This window comes from Anaeromyxobacter diazotrophicus (genome assembly GCF_013340205.1).
Classification (GTDB): domain Bacteria; phylum Myxococcota; class Myxococcia; order Myxococcales; family Anaeromyxobacteraceae; genus Anaeromyxobacter_A; species Anaeromyxobacter_A diazotrophicus.
The window spans coordinates 296,395-310,912 of sequence record NZ_BJTG01000006.1 but is presented as its reverse complement, the minus strand read 5'-3'; the positions used below and the strand labels follow the sequence as shown (position 1 = coordinate 310,912).

Annotated in this window: 14 protein-coding genes; 5 read left to right on the top strand and 9 right to left on the bottom strand. The window is 74.1% G+C overall.

The annotated features are described in order from the left end of the window. Window positions 1-15 precede the first annotated feature (15 nt). Window positions 16-507: a hemerythrin domain-containing protein gene (locus HWY08_RS14320; RefSeq protein ID WP_176066327.1), complete on the bottom strand. Its 492-nt coding sequence runs from the start codon at window positions 505-507 to the stop codon at window positions 16-18. 142 nt (window positions 508-649) lie between these two features. Between HWY08_RS14320 and HWY08_RS14315 the strand changes: the two genes are divergently transcribed. Together HWY08_RS14315 and HWY08_RS14310 are read left to right on the top strand one after the other, a co-directional pair. Further along, the gene (locus HWY08_RS14315; RefSeq protein ID WP_176066326.1) at window positions 650-1,819 is read left to right on the top strand and encodes a BamA/TamA family outer membrane protein; all 1,170 of its coding nucleotides are present in this window, start codon (window positions 650-652) and stop codon (window positions 1,817-1,819) included. A 29-nt stretch (window positions 1,820-1,848) separates the two neighbouring features. Then, window positions 1,849-2,301, top strand: a complete 453-nt coding sequence (locus tag HWY08_RS14310; RefSeq protein WP_176066324.1) for a cupredoxin domain-containing protein — start codon at window positions 1,849-1,851, stop codon at window positions 2,299-2,301. Here HWY08_RS14310 and HWY08_RS14305 read toward each other — a convergent pair. Together HWY08_RS14305 and HWY08_RS14300 are read right to left on the bottom strand one after the other, a co-directional pair. After that, the gene (locus HWY08_RS14305) at window positions 2,240-3,217 is read right to left on the bottom strand and encodes a DMT family transporter (protein WP_209005157.1); all 978 of its coding nucleotides are present in this window, start codon (window positions 3,215-3,217) and stop codon (window positions 2,240-2,242) included. The two genes, HWY08_RS14310 and HWY08_RS14305, sit on opposite strands and share 62 nt — an antisense overlap. Beyond that, a complete protein-coding gene (locus tag HWY08_RS14300; RefSeq protein ID WP_235969640.1) occupies window positions 3,214-3,807 on the bottom strand; it encodes a phosphorylase family protein in 594 nt (197 codons plus the stop codon). Before HWY08_RS14300 ends, HWY08_RS14305 begins: the two co-directional genes overlap by 4 nt. A gap of 84 nt (window positions 3,808-3,891) precedes the next feature. Here HWY08_RS14300 and gloA point away from each other — a divergent pair, with 84 nt between their 5' ends. After that, window positions 3,892-4,281, top strand: coding sequence for a lactoylglutathione lyase (gene gloA / locus HWY08_RS14295; RefSeq protein ID WP_176066320.1), 390 nt, complete (start codon window positions 3,892-3,894; stop codon window positions 4,279-4,281). Window positions 4,282-4,329: 48 nt separating this feature from the next. Here gloA and HWY08_RS14290 read toward each other — a convergent pair whose 3' ends face one another. The 4 genes from HWY08_RS14290 to HWY08_RS14275 all read right to left on the bottom strand — a co-directional run bounded on the left by HWY08_RS14290 (window position 4,330) and on the right by HWY08_RS14275 (window position 9,909). Continuing rightward, complete coding sequence (locus HWY08_RS14290) at window positions 4,330-5,958, bottom strand: peptide chain release factor 3 (RefSeq protein ID WP_176066318.1); 1,629 nt, start codon at window positions 5,956-5,958, stop codon at window positions 4,330-4,332. Between the two features lie 85 nt (window positions 5,959-6,043). Next, the gene (locus HWY08_RS14285) at window positions 6,044-7,633 is read right to left on the bottom strand and encodes a DHA2 family efflux MFS transporter permease subunit (RefSeq protein WP_176066316.1); all 1,590 of its coding nucleotides are present in this window, start codon (window positions 7,631-7,633) and stop codon (window positions 6,044-6,046) included. A gap of 24 nt (window positions 7,634-7,657) precedes the next feature. Further along, window positions 7,658-8,878, bottom strand: a complete 1,221-nt coding sequence (locus HWY08_RS14280; RefSeq protein WP_176066314.1) for an HlyD family secretion protein — start codon at window positions 8,876-8,878, stop codon at window positions 7,658-7,660. Window positions 8,879-8,919: 41 nt separating this feature from the next. Next, the gene (locus HWY08_RS14275) at window positions 8,920-9,909 is read right to left on the bottom strand and encodes an aldo/keto reductase (RefSeq protein ID WP_176066312.1); all 990 of its coding nucleotides are present in this window, start codon (window positions 9,907-9,909) and stop codon (window positions 8,920-8,922) included. Between the two features lie 77 nt (window positions 9,910-9,986). Here HWY08_RS14275 and HWY08_RS14270 point away from each other — a divergent pair, with 77 nt between their 5' ends. After that, complete coding sequence (locus tag HWY08_RS14270) at window positions 9,987-10,319, top strand: carboxymuconolactone decarboxylase family protein (protein ID WP_176066310.1); 333 nt, start codon at window positions 9,987-9,989, stop codon at window positions 10,317-10,319. Window positions 10,320-10,337: 18 nt separating this feature from the next. Here the strand turns inward: HWY08_RS14270 and HWY08_RS14265 are convergent, their stop codons facing one another. Further along, window positions 10,338-11,357: a synaptic vesicle VAT-1 family membrane protein gene (locus tag HWY08_RS14265; RefSeq protein ID WP_176066308.1), complete on the bottom strand. Its 1,020-nt coding sequence runs from the start codon at window positions 11,355-11,357 to the stop codon at window positions 10,338-10,340. 120 nt (window positions 11,358-11,477) lie between these two features. Here HWY08_RS14265 and HWY08_RS14260 point away from each other — a divergent pair, with 120 nt between their 5' ends. Continuing rightward, window positions 11,478-12,524 carry an NAD(P)-dependent alcohol dehydrogenase gene (locus HWY08_RS14260; RefSeq protein ID WP_176066306.1) on the top strand — a complete coding sequence of 349 codons (1,047 nt, stop codon included), beginning with the start codon at window positions 11,478-11,480 and terminating at the stop codon, window positions 12,522-12,524. A 93-nt stretch (window positions 12,525-12,617) separates the two neighbouring features. On the opposite strand, the gene HWY08_RS14255 is transcribed toward HWY08_RS14260, so the two are convergent. Continuing rightward, window positions 12,618-14,387 (bottom strand): hypothetical protein, encoded by a 1,770-nt coding sequence (locus tag HWY08_RS14255; protein WP_176066304.1) that lies wholly within the window; start codon window positions 14,385-14,387, stop codon window positions 12,618-12,620. Window positions 14,388-14,518 lie beyond the last annotated feature (131 nt).

Below are 14,518 nucleotides of genomic sequence, written 5' to 3'. Positions count from 1 at the left end.
CCGCGGCCGGGAGCGTCAAATGTGCGCCGGGTGGTCGGTCTCCCCCAGGACCTGATCGCGCGGCGCCGCCTGCTGCTTGAGCTCGTTCCCGAGCTGCTCCATCTCCTCGCCCAGCTGCTCGAGCTCGTCGCGCTCCATCATCTTCCGCACCACGGGGAAGAGCTCCTTCTCCTCCTCCTGGCGGTGGTGCTGGAACTGCTCCTGGGCGACCTTCATCTTCGCGTCGAACTGAGCGTCGCCGAGGTCCGTCTGCAGGATGTCGGCGAGGAGCCGCTTCACCGCGAGGTGCTCCTCCACCGCCTCGCGCAACAGCTCCTCCGTCCGGGCGTCCTTGGTCGCCGGGTAGAAGATCTTCTCCTCGATGGTGTTGTGGATGGTGAGCGCGTCGCCGAGCTTCTGGCAGAGCTGCTCCTTCGTCTTGCGTGCGTTCTTCCCCGCCTTCTCGAACCGCTCGAACAGGTCGGCGGCCTCGGCGTGCTGCTGGGTGAGGAGCTTGAGGGCGTCCATGGCAGATCTCCTTGGGTTCCAGGAGACGTTAGCCACGCCCGGGCCCCCGGCTCGCCCGCCCGGCCGTGGTCCGGCCGCCGCGCGCCCGGCCCTCCCACCGGGACGCCTCGCCGGGCGCGCCCCTCGCCCTCATGGTTGAGGGGTGACCGCGGCCCTGCTCCTGCTCGTCCTCTCCGCCGGCGAGCCGGCCTTCGAGGCGCCGGTCGAGGTCGATCGCTGGCACTTCGCCGGGGTCCCCGTCGCCTCGTACGCGAGCGACGTCGGGCTGACGGTGGGCGCGGCGCTCTTCATGTACGCGCCCGACCCGGAGCACCCGGGGGAGCAGGACTCGCTCACCCTCGCCGCCTCGTACGCGACGCGCGGGCCGCGCCAGGCCGACGTCGCCTGGGTCCACCAGCGGCTGCTCGGCCTGCCGCTGCGGTGGAGGCTGACCCTCCACGGCGGCGACGACGCGCTGATGCCGTACTGGGGCGAGGGGGCGCAGCTGGGCGGCCTCGAGGTGCCGACCGGCTCGGGCACGCCGCCGGCGCCGTACCGGTACCACGACCGGCGCTTCCTCGCGGCGGCCACGCTGCGGGGCCCGTTCCTCGGCGGCTTCGGCTGGCACCTCCGCGCGCGCTTCCTCGACGTGGGCGTCCCCGAGCCGAGCGCCCTCCTCGCCCGGTCCGCGCCGCCCGGGGCCCGGGGCGGGCGGGTGGCGCTCTTCGAGGCCGGGCTGCTCTACGACACCCGCGACCACGAGCTCTCGCCGCACCGCGGCCTCTTCGTCACGGCCGCCGCGTTCGCCGCGCCGCAGCTGGGCGGCGTCTCGGACTTCTCCTTTCACGGGTACGACGCGAGCGCCCGGGCGTACCTCCCGCTCCTCTCGCGGGCGACGCTGGCGCTGCGGGCGCTCTACGACCACAAGCTCGCCGGCGTGCCGTCGCGGGCCGACGCGGCGCGGGCGGTCCCGTTCTTCGAGCGGTCGCTGTACGAGGGCCTCGCCTACGGCGAGGGGCTCGGCGGCGGCGGCAGCGTGCGGGGGATCGCGCGCTTCCGGCTCTCCGGCGACGAGAAGGCGCTCGGCAGCGCCGAGCTCAGGCTCGACCTCTTCTCGACCCACCTCCTCGGCAAGCTGCAGGAGTACGGGGTCGACGGCGGGATCGACGCGGGGTGGGCGCGGCAGCCGGGCTGGGCCGCGGTGGACGCGGCGGGCCTCGCGGCGGGGCTCCGGCTGACCTGGGACCACGCCATCCTGGTGCGCGTCGAGATGGGGCGGGCGCTCGGCGGCGGCGACGAGACGCTCTACGTGTCCTTCGGCGAGCAGTTCTGAATCGAGGCCGCGCGCGGTAGAGTCCCCCCGTGCTCGCCCGCCTCCACCTCCCGCGCTCGATCCCGGCCGCGCTCGCCGCCGCGATCGCGGCCTGCGGGGCGGGCGCGACCGCCGATCTCAACCCTGTCGCGACCCCGTACGTCGTCACCGTCCGGAACTACCAGTTCCTCCCGGCCGACCTGGCCGCGCCGCCCGGCGCGACGGTGCTCTTCCGGAACGACGACGACTACGACCACTGGCTCATGAGCGCCGCCGCCCCGGGGCAGTACGTGGAGGCCCCGGTGGGCGGCGTCGCCCTCGACCTGTACCTTCCGGCGCGGAGCGAGCAGCCGTTCCAGCTCCCGGCCACCGCGGCGGTGGGGACGGTCGTCCCCTACTTCTGCTGGCTGGTCCGCAACGCCATGATGGATCAGGGCACGATCACGATCGCGCCGCCGGCGGCGGCCGCGTCTGCGCCCCCAGGTACAGCCCCAGCCCGCTGAGGGCGAGCGCGACGCCCCCGGCGCCGAGCGGGCCGGGCGGCGCCCCGCCGAGGAGCGCCACCTCGCCCGCGACCGAGAAGATCACCTCGGTCGCCTGCGTCGCGTCCACGGCCGCCAGCTCGTAGGCGGTGCGCGCGCGGTGGCGCGCCGAGAGGAACAGGCTCGTCGCCACCACGCCGGAGAGGAGCGCCACCAGCGCCGTGCGTCCCACCTGCGCCGCGCTGGGCGGCGGCGGGCGGACGGCGGCGCCCAGCACGAGCCAGAACGGCAGGGAGCCCAGCACGAGCAGGAGGACGCGCGCCAGGTCGTGGTCGAGGAGCGGGTCGTCGAGGTGCGGCACCCACCGCCGCCCGCCGCGCCGCGCCTCCCACACCAGCTGGTTGCCGACCGGGTAGGCGAAGGCGGCGAGGAGCACCGGGGCGGCGCCCAGCGCCACCTCGCGGACCCCGGCGCCGCCCGCCTGCTCCAGCGTGACGAGCGCGATGCCCAGGAAGACGAGCGCGGTGAAGGCGAGGCCGCGCAGCGGGACGGGGCGGCCGAAGGCGAACAGCACGAGCGGCGTGGCGAGGACCGTCGACTGCCAGGTGGTGGCGACCACCCACCCCGGCGCGTAGGCCGCCGCCAGGCAGAGAGGCGCGTAGAAGAGCCCGCACCCCACCCCGCCGGCGACCACCCAGAAGCCGAGGTGGGCCCGGAACAGGCGCAGCGCGCCGCGCAGCACGGCGCCCTGCCCGGTCGCGGCCAGCGCGACCGCCAGCAGGAGGAGCATGTGCAGGTAGCGCAGCGCGGCGCTCCACACCCAGTGCCCGCCGGCCTGGCTCATGGCGCGGTTCAGCACGAAGGTCGCGCTGAAGAAGAGGCCCGCCAGGACGCCGCGGACGAGGAGCGGCCCGAGCCGGCGCGCCCCACCGCTCACAGCACGCGCTCGTCGCGCAGCGCCTGCACCAGCGCCCGGCTGACGCCCTCGTGGCGGGCGCACCACTCCGCGTGCGCCTCCGGGCCGACCCGGTTCGCGACCCCGAGCGCGGCCGCGGCCGGGACGCCGGCGGCGGCGCAGGCCGCGAAGACGCCGCTGAGCTCGAGGTGCTCGGCCGCGGCGAGGCGCGCCAGCGCGGCCGCGCCGGCGGCGGTGCGGGTGATGGCGGGCGGGACGGCCACCGCGTGCGGGGCGAAGCGCGCCGGCAGCGCCCAGCCGGCGGCCCAGCGCACCGGCTCCGCCGCGGGCCGGTAGGCGCGCCCCTCGACCTCGTCGAGCGAGGTGGCGATCGCCTCCGCGCCGGCGAGGAGGTCGCCCGGCGCGAGCCGGCCGTCGTAGGCGCCGCAGGTGCCGACGAACAGCACCCGGCGCGGCGCGCTGGCGGCGAGGAGGCGCGCCGTCGCGGCCGCGGCGGTCACCGCCCCTACCCCGACGCAGGCGGCGCGCCAGCCCGGCGGCGGCGCGGCGTCGAGCCCGCACAGCTCGGGCGGGAAGGCGGCCAGGAGGAGGTCGGGGACGTTCGCGGGCACGCCCGGCATCCTACGCCAGACCGGGGCCGGCCTCGCAGCGGCGGCCGCGCGCGCCGCGTCCGCCGGCGTTAGGATGCAACCCCCATGCGCATCCTCCACACCATGATCCGCGTCGGCGACCTCGAGCGGTCGCTCGCCTTCTACACCCAGGTGCTGGGCATGAAGCTCCTGCGCCGGCAGGACTACCCCGAGGGCAAGTTCACCCTCGCCTTCGTCGGCTTCGGCCCCGAGTCGGAGCAGGCGGCGCTCGAGCTCACGCACAACTGGGACACCCCGCGCTACGACCTCGGCACGGGCTTCGGCCACGTCGCGCTCGAGGTGCCGGACGCCTACGCGGCCTGCGCGGAGATCGAGCGGCGCGGCGGCAAGGTGGTCCGGGCGGCCGGCCCGATGAAGCACGGCCGGACCGTCATCGCGTTCGTCGAGGACCCGGACGGCTACAAGATCGAGCTCATTCAGCGGGGCAGCCTGTAGCGGGAGGCGTCGGGGGACGAGCCCCCGCCCCACGGACCCCGCGGCCGCTCAGGCCGCCCGCACCACCACCCCGGTCGCGGTCTCGCCGAAGACGAGCTCGGGGTGGAGCCGCTCGGCGGTCCGGAGCGCCCACTCGCGGTCGAAGAGCACCACCACCCGGTCGCGGATGTCGAGCACCACCATGCCCTCCACCGCTCCGTAGAGGTCGTCGAGCTCGAGCGGCGCGCCGTCGGCGCGCGTCACCCAGCGCGCGAGCTGGTAGGCGGTGGGCTCGAGCCGCACCTCGACGCCGTACTCGCTCTCCAGGCGGTAGCGCACCACCTCGAACTGGAGCTGCCCCAGCGCCCCGAGCACCAGGTCGCCCGCGCGCCCCGCCGGCGGGCGGTAGAGCTGCACCGTGCCCTCCTGCGCCAGCTGCTCCACGCCGCGCGCGAACTGCTTGCGCCGCAGCGGGTCGAGCATGACGAGCCGGGAGAAGTGCTCGGGCGCGAAGCTCGGGATGGGCTCGAAGGCGAACCGGGAGCCGCCGGTGAGCGTGTCCCCGATCTCGAACAGGCCCGGGTCCGGGATGCCCACCACGTCGCCCGCGAAGCCGCCCTCCACCACGCTGCGCTCACCGGCCAGGAACTGCGTCGGGCTCATGAGCCGCAGGTCGCGGCCGCTGCGGACGTGGTGCACCTTCATCCCGCGCGTCACCTGGCCCGAGCAGATGCGGACGAAGGCGACCCGGTCGCGGTGCGCCCGGTCCATGTTCGCCTGGATCTTGAACACGAAGCCGCTGAACTCGGCGCCGGCGGGATCGACGGGGCCCTGGTCGGACGGGCGGGCGCGCGGCGGCGGCATGAGCTCGCAGAACGTCTCGAGGAACGCCTCCAGCCCGAAGTTGTTGATGGCGCTCCCGAAGAACATGGGCGACAGCTCGCCCGCCAGGTAGCGCTCCTCGTCGAAGCCGTCGCCGGCGGCCTCGAGCAGCTCGGCGTCGTGCCGGAGCCGGTCGAAGCCGGCCTCGTCGAGCTCCTCGCGCACCAGCGGGTCGTCGATGCCGGTCACCTCCACCGGCGGCCGCTCGGCGCCCGAGGTCGCGGAGGAGCCGGCGTGGGCGGCGTCGAACAGGTACACGCGCCGCTTGAGCCGGTGGTAGACGCCGCGGAAGGTGCCGCCCCGGAAGACCGGCCAGGCCACCGGGAAGACCCCGATGCCGAGGACGCTCTCCACCTCGCCGATGAGGTCGAACGGGTCGCGCCCGCCGCGGTCCATCTTGTTCACGAAGGTGAAGATGGGGATGGCGCGCTGCCGGCAGACGCGGAAGAGCTTCTTCGTCTGCGCCTCGACGCCCTTGGCGCAATCGAGCAGCATCACCGCGCCGTCCACCGCGTGCAGCGTGCGGTAGGTGTCCTCGCTGAAGTCGGCGTGGCCGGGCGTGTCGAGCAGGTTCATCTGCAGCCCGCGGTAGGGGAACGCGAGCACGCTGGTGGTGATGGAGATGCCGCGCTCGCGCTCCATCTCCATCCAGTCCGAGACGGCGCTGGCGCGGCCGCGCTTCGCCTTCACCGCCCCGGCCAGCTGGATGACGCCGCCGTAGAGGAGGAGCTTCTCGGTGAGGGTGGTCTTGCCCGCGTCCGGGTGGGAGATGATGGCGAACGTCCGGCGGCGGCGGATCTCGTGCTGTGGGGTCATGGTGGGAGCGCGCGCGGAGTCCGCGCGAGGCCGCGCAGGATAACCCACCGCCGCCTGCCGTGCATTCCCCCGCTCGCGCGGAGGCTCAGTGGCCCGCGGGCGCCGCGCCGGGGGCCGGGCGGCGCGCCAGGAAGACGAGCGGGATCATGGCCAGCGCGAACCAGCCGAGCAGCCACAGGACGTCCAGGTACGCCAGCGTCTGCGCCTGCTGCGCGAGCAGCCGGGAGAGGGCGCCGTACGCCTGGCGCGCCGCGTCGGCGCTGGAGCTGCCGGCGCGGGTGAGGGCCTGCGCCATCGCCTCCAGGCGCGCGCGCACCTCGCCGCGGCCGGGGTCGAGGTGCGCCACCAGGTTCGCCTGGTGCACCTGCGAGCGCCGCGCGATGAGGGTGGTGACGAGCGCGATCCCGATGTCGCCGCCCATGTTCCGGGACAGGTTCACGATGCCGGACACCGCGTTGTTCTTCGACGGGTGGACGCCGGCGTAGACGAGGGTGTTGATGGGCACGAAGAGGAAGGCGAGCCCGCACGACTGGTAGACGCGCAGCTGGAGCGCGGTGCGGAAGTCGATGCCGGGGTAGAGGGTGTGCGCCATGTGGAAGGTGGCGAGGGACAGCACCGTGAACCCGAAGGCGATGAGGAGCCGCGGGTCGTAGCGCGAGACGAGCCGCCCGACGAGCGGCAGGAGCAGGATGACCGCCACCCCGCCCGGCGACAGCACCTCCCCCGCCTGCTGGGCCGAGTAGCCCATCCAGACCTGCAGGTACTGGGGCAGGAGCACGGTGCTGCCGTAGAGGGTCATGCCGAGCACCAGCATCATGACGTTGGAGGCCGCGAAGCTGCGCTGCGCGAAGAGCCGGACGTCGACCACCGGGTGCTCCTGGCGCCACTCCCACCAGACGAACGCGACCAGGCACACCGCGGCCGCCAGGGAGAACCCGACGATGGCGTGCGAGGCGAACCAGTCGTCCTCCTGGCCCTTGTCGAGGACGTACTCGAGCGAGCCGAGCCCCACCGCGATGAGCCCGAGGCCGACGTAGTCGATGGGGCCGGCCCGCTGGCGCAGCGCCGCCAGCCGCGGCGGGTCCACCACCACCTGGTTCGAGGCCCACAGCGAGAAGAGGCCCACCGGCACGTTGATGAAGAAGACCCAGCGCCAGCTGAAGTGGTCGGTGATGTAGCCGCCCAGGGTGGGCCCGATGGCGGGCGCGAGTACGACCGCCATGCCGTAGACCGCGAACGCCATCCCGCGCTGCCGGGGCGGGAAGGTGTCGGCCAGGATGGCCTGCTCGCTCGGGCCGAGCCCGCCGCCGCCGACGCCCTGCAGCACGCGGAAGAAGATGAGCGCCCCCAGGCTCGGCGCGACCCCGCACAGGAAGGAGCTGGTCGTGAAGAGCGCCACGCAGCTCATGTAGAAGCGCTTGCGGCCGAAGCGGGTGGCGAACCAGCCGCTCACCGGCAGCACGATCGCGTTCGAGACCAGGTAGGAGGTGAGGACCCAGGTGCTCTCGTCCTGGCTGACCGAGAGGCTGCCCGCGATGTGGGGCAAGGAGACGTTCGCGATGGCGGTGTCGAGCACCTCCATGAACGTCGCCAGGGTGACGGTGAGCGCGACCACCCACGGGTTGTGCCCGCCGGTGAAGCCGTGCCCTTGCTCCGCGCCGCCGCCCGCCGCCATGGTCCGCCCGCGCCCTCGCCCCGCTCACCGCACCTTCACCGACGGCCCCACCGACATGCCGGGCCGGAGCCGCTCCATCCCGGGCTGCCCCGGGTCGAGCCGGATCCGGACCGGGATCCGCTGCACCACCTTCACGTAGTTGCCGCTCGCGTTCTCCGGAGGCAGCAGGCTGTAGCGCGAGCCGGTCGCGCCGGCGAAGCTCTCGACCACGCCGCCGTAGTCGCGGGAGATCGCGTCCACGTGGACCTCCGCCCGCTGCCCGACGCGCATGAGCTCGATCTGCGTCTCGCGGAAGTTGGCGGTCACCCACAGCTCGCCGGTCTGGGTGAGCGCGAGCAGCTGCTGCCCGGGCTGCACCCGGTCGCCCACGTTGACCGACTTCTTGCCGACGATGCCGTCGGCGGGCGCGGTCACCCGGGCGTAGGAGAGGTTGAGCTGCGCCTGCTTGAGCTGGGCCCGCGCCAGGTCGAGGTTCGCGCGGCGCACCGCCACCTGCGCCTCCCGCGTCACCAGCTGCCGCGGCGCGTTCTGGTGCGCCTCGCGCTGCCGCGAGAGCGCGGCGGCGAGGCGGGTCCGCCGCCCCTCCACCCGCTGCCGCGCCGCCGCCACCGCCGCCCGCGCCACCTCCGCCTGCGCCAGGCGCTGGTCGTACTCGGCCGGCGCCATGCTCGCGCCGGCGACGAGCCGCTTCGCGCGCTCGAGCTGCAGCTGCGCCAGGCGGTCGTTCGCCTGCGCCTGCTCGAGCTCGCGCTGCGACGCCTCGGCGTCCGCGCGCGCGTTCTCCACGTCGGCGTCGGCCCCCTGGACCTGCGCCAGGTTCGTCGCCTGGGTGATGTCGACGCTCGGGGTCTCCGCCGCGACCTGCGCCTCGGCCTGGACCACCGCCGCCCGCGCCTGCGCCAGGGCGACTTCGAGGTCGGTCGTGTCGAGCTCGACGAGGACGTCGCCCGCCCTCACGGCCTGGTTGTCGACCACGTGCACCGCCAGCACGGTGCCCGACACCCGCGGGCTCACGGCGCTGATGTTGCCGTCGATCTGGGCGTCGTCGGTGTCCTCGTACCGCCGCGCGTGGAGCCACCACCCGAGCGCCGCCAGGGCGAGGACGGCGACCGCGATCGCGACGCGCACCCGGCGCCGCCGGGTCCGGGCGGGGTCCGCGGCCGGCCGCTCGCCCGGGGCCGGCGCGGCGCGCGGGGGCGGCGGCGGCGGCGGGTCGGCGGGGCTCGGCCGGGCGTCGTTCGACATCGCGGCTCCGTCGCGTGGCTCGCCGGCGCCTCAGCGCACGCTCACCACGCGTACGCCTCCGGCGCCTCGCCGCCGGGGCCGGGCCAGATGCGATCGAGCCGCTCCAGCACGGCGGCGTCGAGCTTCAGGCGGGCCGCGCGGAGCGCGTCCTCGAGCTGCTGCATCGTGCGCGGCCCGACGATGGGCGCCGTCACCCCGGGCCGGTGGAGGAGCCACGCCAGCGCCACGTCGGCCGGGGCGTGACCGAGCTCGCGGCAGAGCTGCTCCCACGGCTCGAGGCGCGCGCGGTTCGCCGCGATGCGCTGCGCGATGCGCTCGCTCGACCGCCGCCCCTCGGTCGCCTGCTGGAGCGCGCCGCCGAGCAGCCCGCCGCCGAGGGGGCTCCAGGGCAGGACCCCGAGCCCGTAGGCGCGGCAGGCGGGGAGCACCTCCAGCTCCACGGTGCGGGCCGACAGGTTGTAGAGGCTCTGCTCGGAGACGAGCCCGAGGAACCCGCGCCGGGCCGCCGACTCGCACGCCTGGGCGATGTTCCAGCCGGCGAAGTTGCTCGACCCCACGTAGAGCACCTTCCCCTGCTGCACGAGCAGCTCCATCGCCTGCCAGATCTCCTCCCAGGGCACGGCGCGGTCCACGTGGTGCATCTGATACAGGTCGAGGTGGTCGGTGCGGAGCCGCCGCAGGCTGTCCTCGCAGGCGCGCCGGACGTGCAGCGCCGACAGCCCGCGGCCGTTCGGCCCCTCGTACATGGCCCCGTAGACCTTGGTGGCGAGCACGATCCGCTCGCGCCGCCCGCCCTGGGCGAGCCAGCGCCCCACGATCTGCTCGGTGAGGCCGCTCTTCGGGAGCTTGCCCCACTCGGTCATCTTCTGGCCGTACACGTTCGCGGTGTCGAAGAACTGGACGCCCGCCTCGAGGGCGCGGTCCATGATCCGGAACGCGTCCGCCTCGCTCGTCTCCGGGCCGAAGTTCATCGTCCCCAGGCAGAGCCGGCTCACCTCGAGCCCCGTCCTCCCCAGCCGCGTCGTCTCCATGCCGCGGCGTATAACGCGCGCGCGCGCCGCCGGCCCGCCGGCGTTACGCTCCGGGGACCCCCCTCACGAGGTCCGCCATGGCCCCCAAGCTCCCCGCCCACTTCCTCCGCTTCCAGAAGAAGCACCCCGACGTCGCGAAGGCGTTCGAGGAGCTCGGCAAGCGCGTCCACGACGGCGGCCCGCTCAGCGAGCGCGAGCGGCGGCTGGTGAAGCTGGGCATCGCCATCGGCGTCAACACCGAGGGGGCGGTCCACTCGGCGCTGCGCCAGGCGCTCGGCGCCGAGTGCTCGCGCGAGGACGCCGAGCACGTGGCGCTCCTCGCCATCACCACCCTCGGGTGGCCCCGCGCGCTGGCGGCCATGAGCTGGGTCCACGACGCGCTCGACGGCGGCGAGGGCACCGACGTCTAGCGCCCCGGGGCCGCCGGGTCACGGCACCAGCACGACCTTGCCGACGTTCCGGCGCGACTGGATGTGGCGGTGCGCCTCGGCCGCGCGGGCGAAGGGGAAGGTCGCGTCCACGTGCGGCCGGATGGCCCCGCGCTGGTACAACCCGACCAGCGCGGTCATCTCCTCGGCCAGGAGCTCGAGCTCGCCCCACAGGTGGCCCATGTTGACGCCGGCCACCGCGCGGTTGTCGTTCATGAGCCCGATGGGCGTGTAGACGGGGAGCTGCACCATCTCCTGGGCGAGGCGCAGGTAGTCGCGCTTCTCGCCGCTCGCGAGGTTCGCGAACCCGTAGGCGACGAGCCGCCCGGCGGGGCGCAGCAGGCGGTAGCCCTTCTTCCAGTCCTTGCCGCCGAGCGGGTCGAGCACGATGTCCACCCCGCGCCCGCCGGTGAGACGGCGCACCTCGGCCTCGTAGTCCTGGCTGCGGTAGTCGATGGGGTGATCGCACCCCTGCTGCCGGAGCGCCGCGTGCTTCCCGGCCGAGGCGGTGCCGAAGGTCTCGACCCCCTCCACCGTCCGGCAGAGCTGCAGCGCGGCGAGGCCCACGCCCCCCGCCGCCATGTGGACGAGCACCTTCTCGCGGGGCCTCAGGGCCGCCACCCGGAACAGCGCGTGATAGGCGGTGAGGTAGTTCACGGGCAGCGCCGCGCCCTCCTCGAAGCTCATCCCCTCGGGCATGGGCACCGCCTGCGCGGCCGGCACGCAGACCAGCTCCGCCTGGCCGCCGAAGCGGGTCATGGCGAGCACCCGCGTCCCCACCGCCGGCGCGGTCACGCCCGGGCCGAGCGCGTCCACCACGCCGGCCGCCTCGTAGCCCACCACCGCCGGGAGCTTGGGGGCGTCCGGGTAGAGCCCGAGCCGCGCCATGATGTCCGCGAAGTTGAGGCCGGCCGCGCGGACGCGCACCCGCACCTCGCCCGCGCGCGGCGCGGGGTCGGGGCCGTCCCGGACCTCCAGCACCTCGGGGCCGCCCACCCGCGTGATCCAGATCGCCCTCATGATGATCTCCTCGCACCGCGCCGGTTCCGCCCGCCGCGGCGGCGGCAGTCTACCGCGTTGCGGAGCGGCGTCGGCGCGCCTAAACCCAGGCGCCAACGCCAGACCAGGAGCCGCACACCCATGTCGAAGACCAAGGCCTACGCCACCACCTCCCCCCGCTCGCCCCTCGGCCCGTTCGAGATCGAGCGGCGCGAGCCGCGCGAGCACGACATCGTCATCGAGATCGCCTACTGCGGCGTCTGCCACTCGGACATCCACCAGGCGCGCGACGAGTGGGGCGGGTCGATCTTCCCCATGGTGCCGGGCCACGAGATCGCCGGGAAGGTGACGAAAGTCGGCGCGCGCGTCGAGAAGTTCAAGGAGGGCGACCTGGCCGGGGTCGGCTGCATGGTGGACTCCTGCCGCACCTGCGAGCCGTGCCGCCGCGACCTCGAGCAGTTCTGCGAGCGGGGCGCCGCCATGACGTACAACGGCACCGAGATGGACCGGAAGACGCCCACCTACGGCGGCTACTCACAGCGGGTGGTGGTCGACGAGCGGTTCGCGCTCAAGATCCAGCCGGGCCAGGACCTCTCCGGCGTGGCGCCGCTCCTCTGCGCCGGCATCACCACCTACTCGCCGCTCCGCCACTGGAAGACCAAGCCGGGCAGCCGGGTGGGCGTGGTGGGACTCGGCGGCCTGGGCCACATGGCGGTGAAGCTCGCCGCGGCGATGGGGGCGGAGGTGACGATGCTCTCCACCTCGAAGCGGAAGGAGGCGGACGCGCGGCGGCTCGGCGCCCACGAGTTCGGGCTCACCTCCGACCAGGCCACCTTCAAGAAGCTCGGCAACCGCTTCGACCTCATCATCGACACCATCTCGGCGCCGCACGACTACAACGCCTACCTGGGGATGGTGAAGGTGGACGGGACGATGGTGCTGCTCGGCGTCCCGCCGCAGCCCGCGCCGGTGCACGCCTTCTCGCTCATCGGCGGCCGCAAGAGCATCTCCGGCTCGCTCATCGGCGGCATCGCCGAGACGCAGGAGATGCTCGACTTCTGCGCCCAGCACCGCCTGGTCGCGGACGTCGAGGTGATCCCGATCCAGCAGATCAACGAGGCGTACGAGCGGATGATGAAGGGCGACGTCCGCTACCGCTTCTCGATCGACGCCAAGACCCTGGCGTAGCCGCGTCGGCCGGGCCCGCGGGGCGGGGCCCGTCCCCCGCCCGCTGCGGCCGTCGCTCACCGTAGGGCGGGGGCTCGTCCCCCGCCGCCGCGCTCACTCCAGCTCGAGCCACCCGAACCACACCGGGTGGTTCTCCTTGTACCACTCGAGCACGCGGCGGATGGCGAGCTGCTTCTCGCGCGGCATCACCTTCTCGTCGATGCGGTCGAAGTGGACGCGCACCTTCTCGCCCTCGTGCTCCAGCGCCTGGGAGAGCATGGTCTGCAGCTCGTTCCGGATCCGGCCCGAGTCGGAGATCTTCACCGCGCGGCGGGTGTGGTCCACGCCGGAGAGGAAGCGGACGAGGAGCGGGCTGAACACGTGGCGCGCCTGCTCGAGCGACTCCATGAGCCGGAAGGTGAACGTGATCCGGCTCTTCACCTGCTGCGTGGCGAGCTGGGTCGCGACCTTGTAGACGCCGTCGGACACCTTCGTCACGCCGGGCGCGCCGCTGTACGGGTCGTCGCACATGTACCCGGTGCAGGCGAGCGTGCGCCAGGCCTTCTCCGGCAGGAAGTCGTCGGCGCGCAGCACGCGGCGGCCCACCGGCATGTGCGAGGCGCGGGCGTCGGCGATGGCCTCGGCGTAGCCCTGCACCCGCCCCGCCTCGACCTCGCGCCCGCCGAGCAGCTCCTGCACCCGCCGCGCGAAGTCGGGCGCCGCCGGGTCGAGGTGCATCAGGCGCGCCTCGACGTCGCACGGCTGGTCGAAGGTGGGCGAGAAGAGCGCCATCGAGGCGTCGACGTCGAGCACCTCGGAGAGGCTGGCGGCCTGCATCGCCTCGGCGGTCGCGGCGTAGCCGTCGCAGAGGAAGACGTGCGTGGCGCCCGCCGCGTCCTTCCAGCTCCCCACCAGGAAGGTCGGCGCGTAGGTGCCGGAGTCGGTGAAGACCTCGATCCCCGAGGGCGCCTTCCAGCCGTCCTCGACGAGGTGCACGCCGAGCCCCTTCCACTCCTCCCAGAGCTTGCCGAGGCGCGCGACGCGGCTCTTGCCGCGCAGCGTCCAGACGTGCACGTGCTCGCGCCGCACGCCCGGGTAGGCCTTCTCGACGCACTCGAGCACCTTGCGGCGCTCGGTGCGGTAATCGAGCAGCACCGCCGCCTCCTCGGCCGCCTGCGTGACGCGGCGCGGGACGGTGAGGCAGCCCATGTACGACTCGTAGGGCTTCGCGACGGTGAGCGGCGAGTCGAAGAGGTGGAACACGGCCATCGGGCCGGTGGGCTTGCCCTCGGCGAAGCGCGAGGTGTTCTCGAGCGTGTCCACCGCCGCGCCCCAGAGCGTGATGCCGCGCTCCTGGAGCCAGCCGTAGAACTTCTCGAAGGTGTGGCCGGGCTCGTTGAGGAGGCGCCGGACGCGGCGATCGACGAGGCGCGCCACCTCGGGCCGGGCGTACACGCGGCCGAAGCCGAGGAGCGGGTTCGCGCCCATCTCCGGGGTCTCGCCCGCCTTCGGCATGAGCCCCTCGCCGAGCGAGACCATGATGGCGTGGTTCTCGGGGAGCGTCCGGGTGAGGTGCCACAGCCCCTCGCTCATGACGTAGGCGCTGATGGCGTCGGCCGACTTCTTCACCTGGTTGTAGGCGGCCTTGTCCTTGCCTGCGCCCTCGCCGAAGCCGCCGAAGAGGCGCGTCCCGAGCGCCGTCACGGCGGAGGTCATGGCGAGGCAGCGGTGGATGCCGCGCGGCGTGAAGGAGCGCGAGGACACCGGCTCGGGCTGGGCGCGCTCGATCTCGACGTCCTCCAGCCAGAGGTGGAAGCGGAGCAGGACGGGTCGGGTGTCGAACGCCCATTGCGCGACGAGGTTGCGCTTGGCGAGGTCGGTCATGGGGGCCCCTGGAGGTCGGCGCGCGGGCGCGCGGCGGCACTGTACAAAACTTGGGCAGCCGAGATCCAAAAAGTCTGAGGCGCGGTTGGGTCCGGCGGACCCGGCGCGGGCCCGCTCCCCGCGGGCAGCGG

Excerpts from the sequence above, each read along its gene's own strand:
- HWY08_RS14255 (WP_176066304.1), bottom strand. The coding sequence starts at position 14,387 with ATGACCGACCTCGCCAAGCGCAACCTCGTCGCGCAATGGGCGTTCGAC.
- HWY08_RS14260 (WP_176066306.1), top strand. The coding sequence starts at position 11,478 with ATGTCGAAGACCAAGGCCTACGCCACCACCTCCCCCCGCTCGCCCCTC.
- HWY08_RS14275 (WP_176066312.1), bottom strand. The coding sequence starts at position 9,909 with ATGGAGACGACGCGGCTGGGGAGGACGGGGCTCGAGGTGAGCCGGCTC.
- HWY08_RS14270 (WP_176066310.1), top strand. The coding sequence starts at position 9,987 with ATGGCCCCCAAGCTCCCCGCCCACTTCCTCCGCTTCCAGAAGAAGCAC.
- HWY08_RS14285 (WP_176066316.1), bottom strand. The coding sequence starts at position 7,633 with ATGGCGGCGGGCGGCGGCGCGGAGCAAGGGCACGGCTTCACCGGCGGG.
- HWY08_RS14265 (WP_176066308.1), bottom strand. The coding sequence starts at position 11,357 with ATGAGGGCGATCTGGATCACGCGGGTGGGCGGCCCCGAGGTGCTGGAG.
- HWY08_RS14280 (WP_176066314.1), bottom strand. The coding sequence starts at position 8,878 with ATGTCGAACGACGCCCGGCCGAGCCCCGCCGACCCGCCGCCGCCGCCG.
- HWY08_RS14320 (WP_176066327.1), bottom strand. The coding sequence starts at position 507 with ATGGACGCCCTCAAGCTCCTCACCCAGCAGCACGCCGAGGCCGCCGAC.
- gloA (WP_176066320.1), top strand. The coding sequence starts at position 3,892 with ATGCGCATCCTCCACACCATGATCCGCGTCGGCGACCTCGAGCGGTCG.
- HWY08_RS14290 (WP_176066318.1), bottom strand. The coding sequence starts at position 5,958 with ATGACCCCACAGCACGAGATCCGCCGCCGCCGGACGTTCGCCATCATC.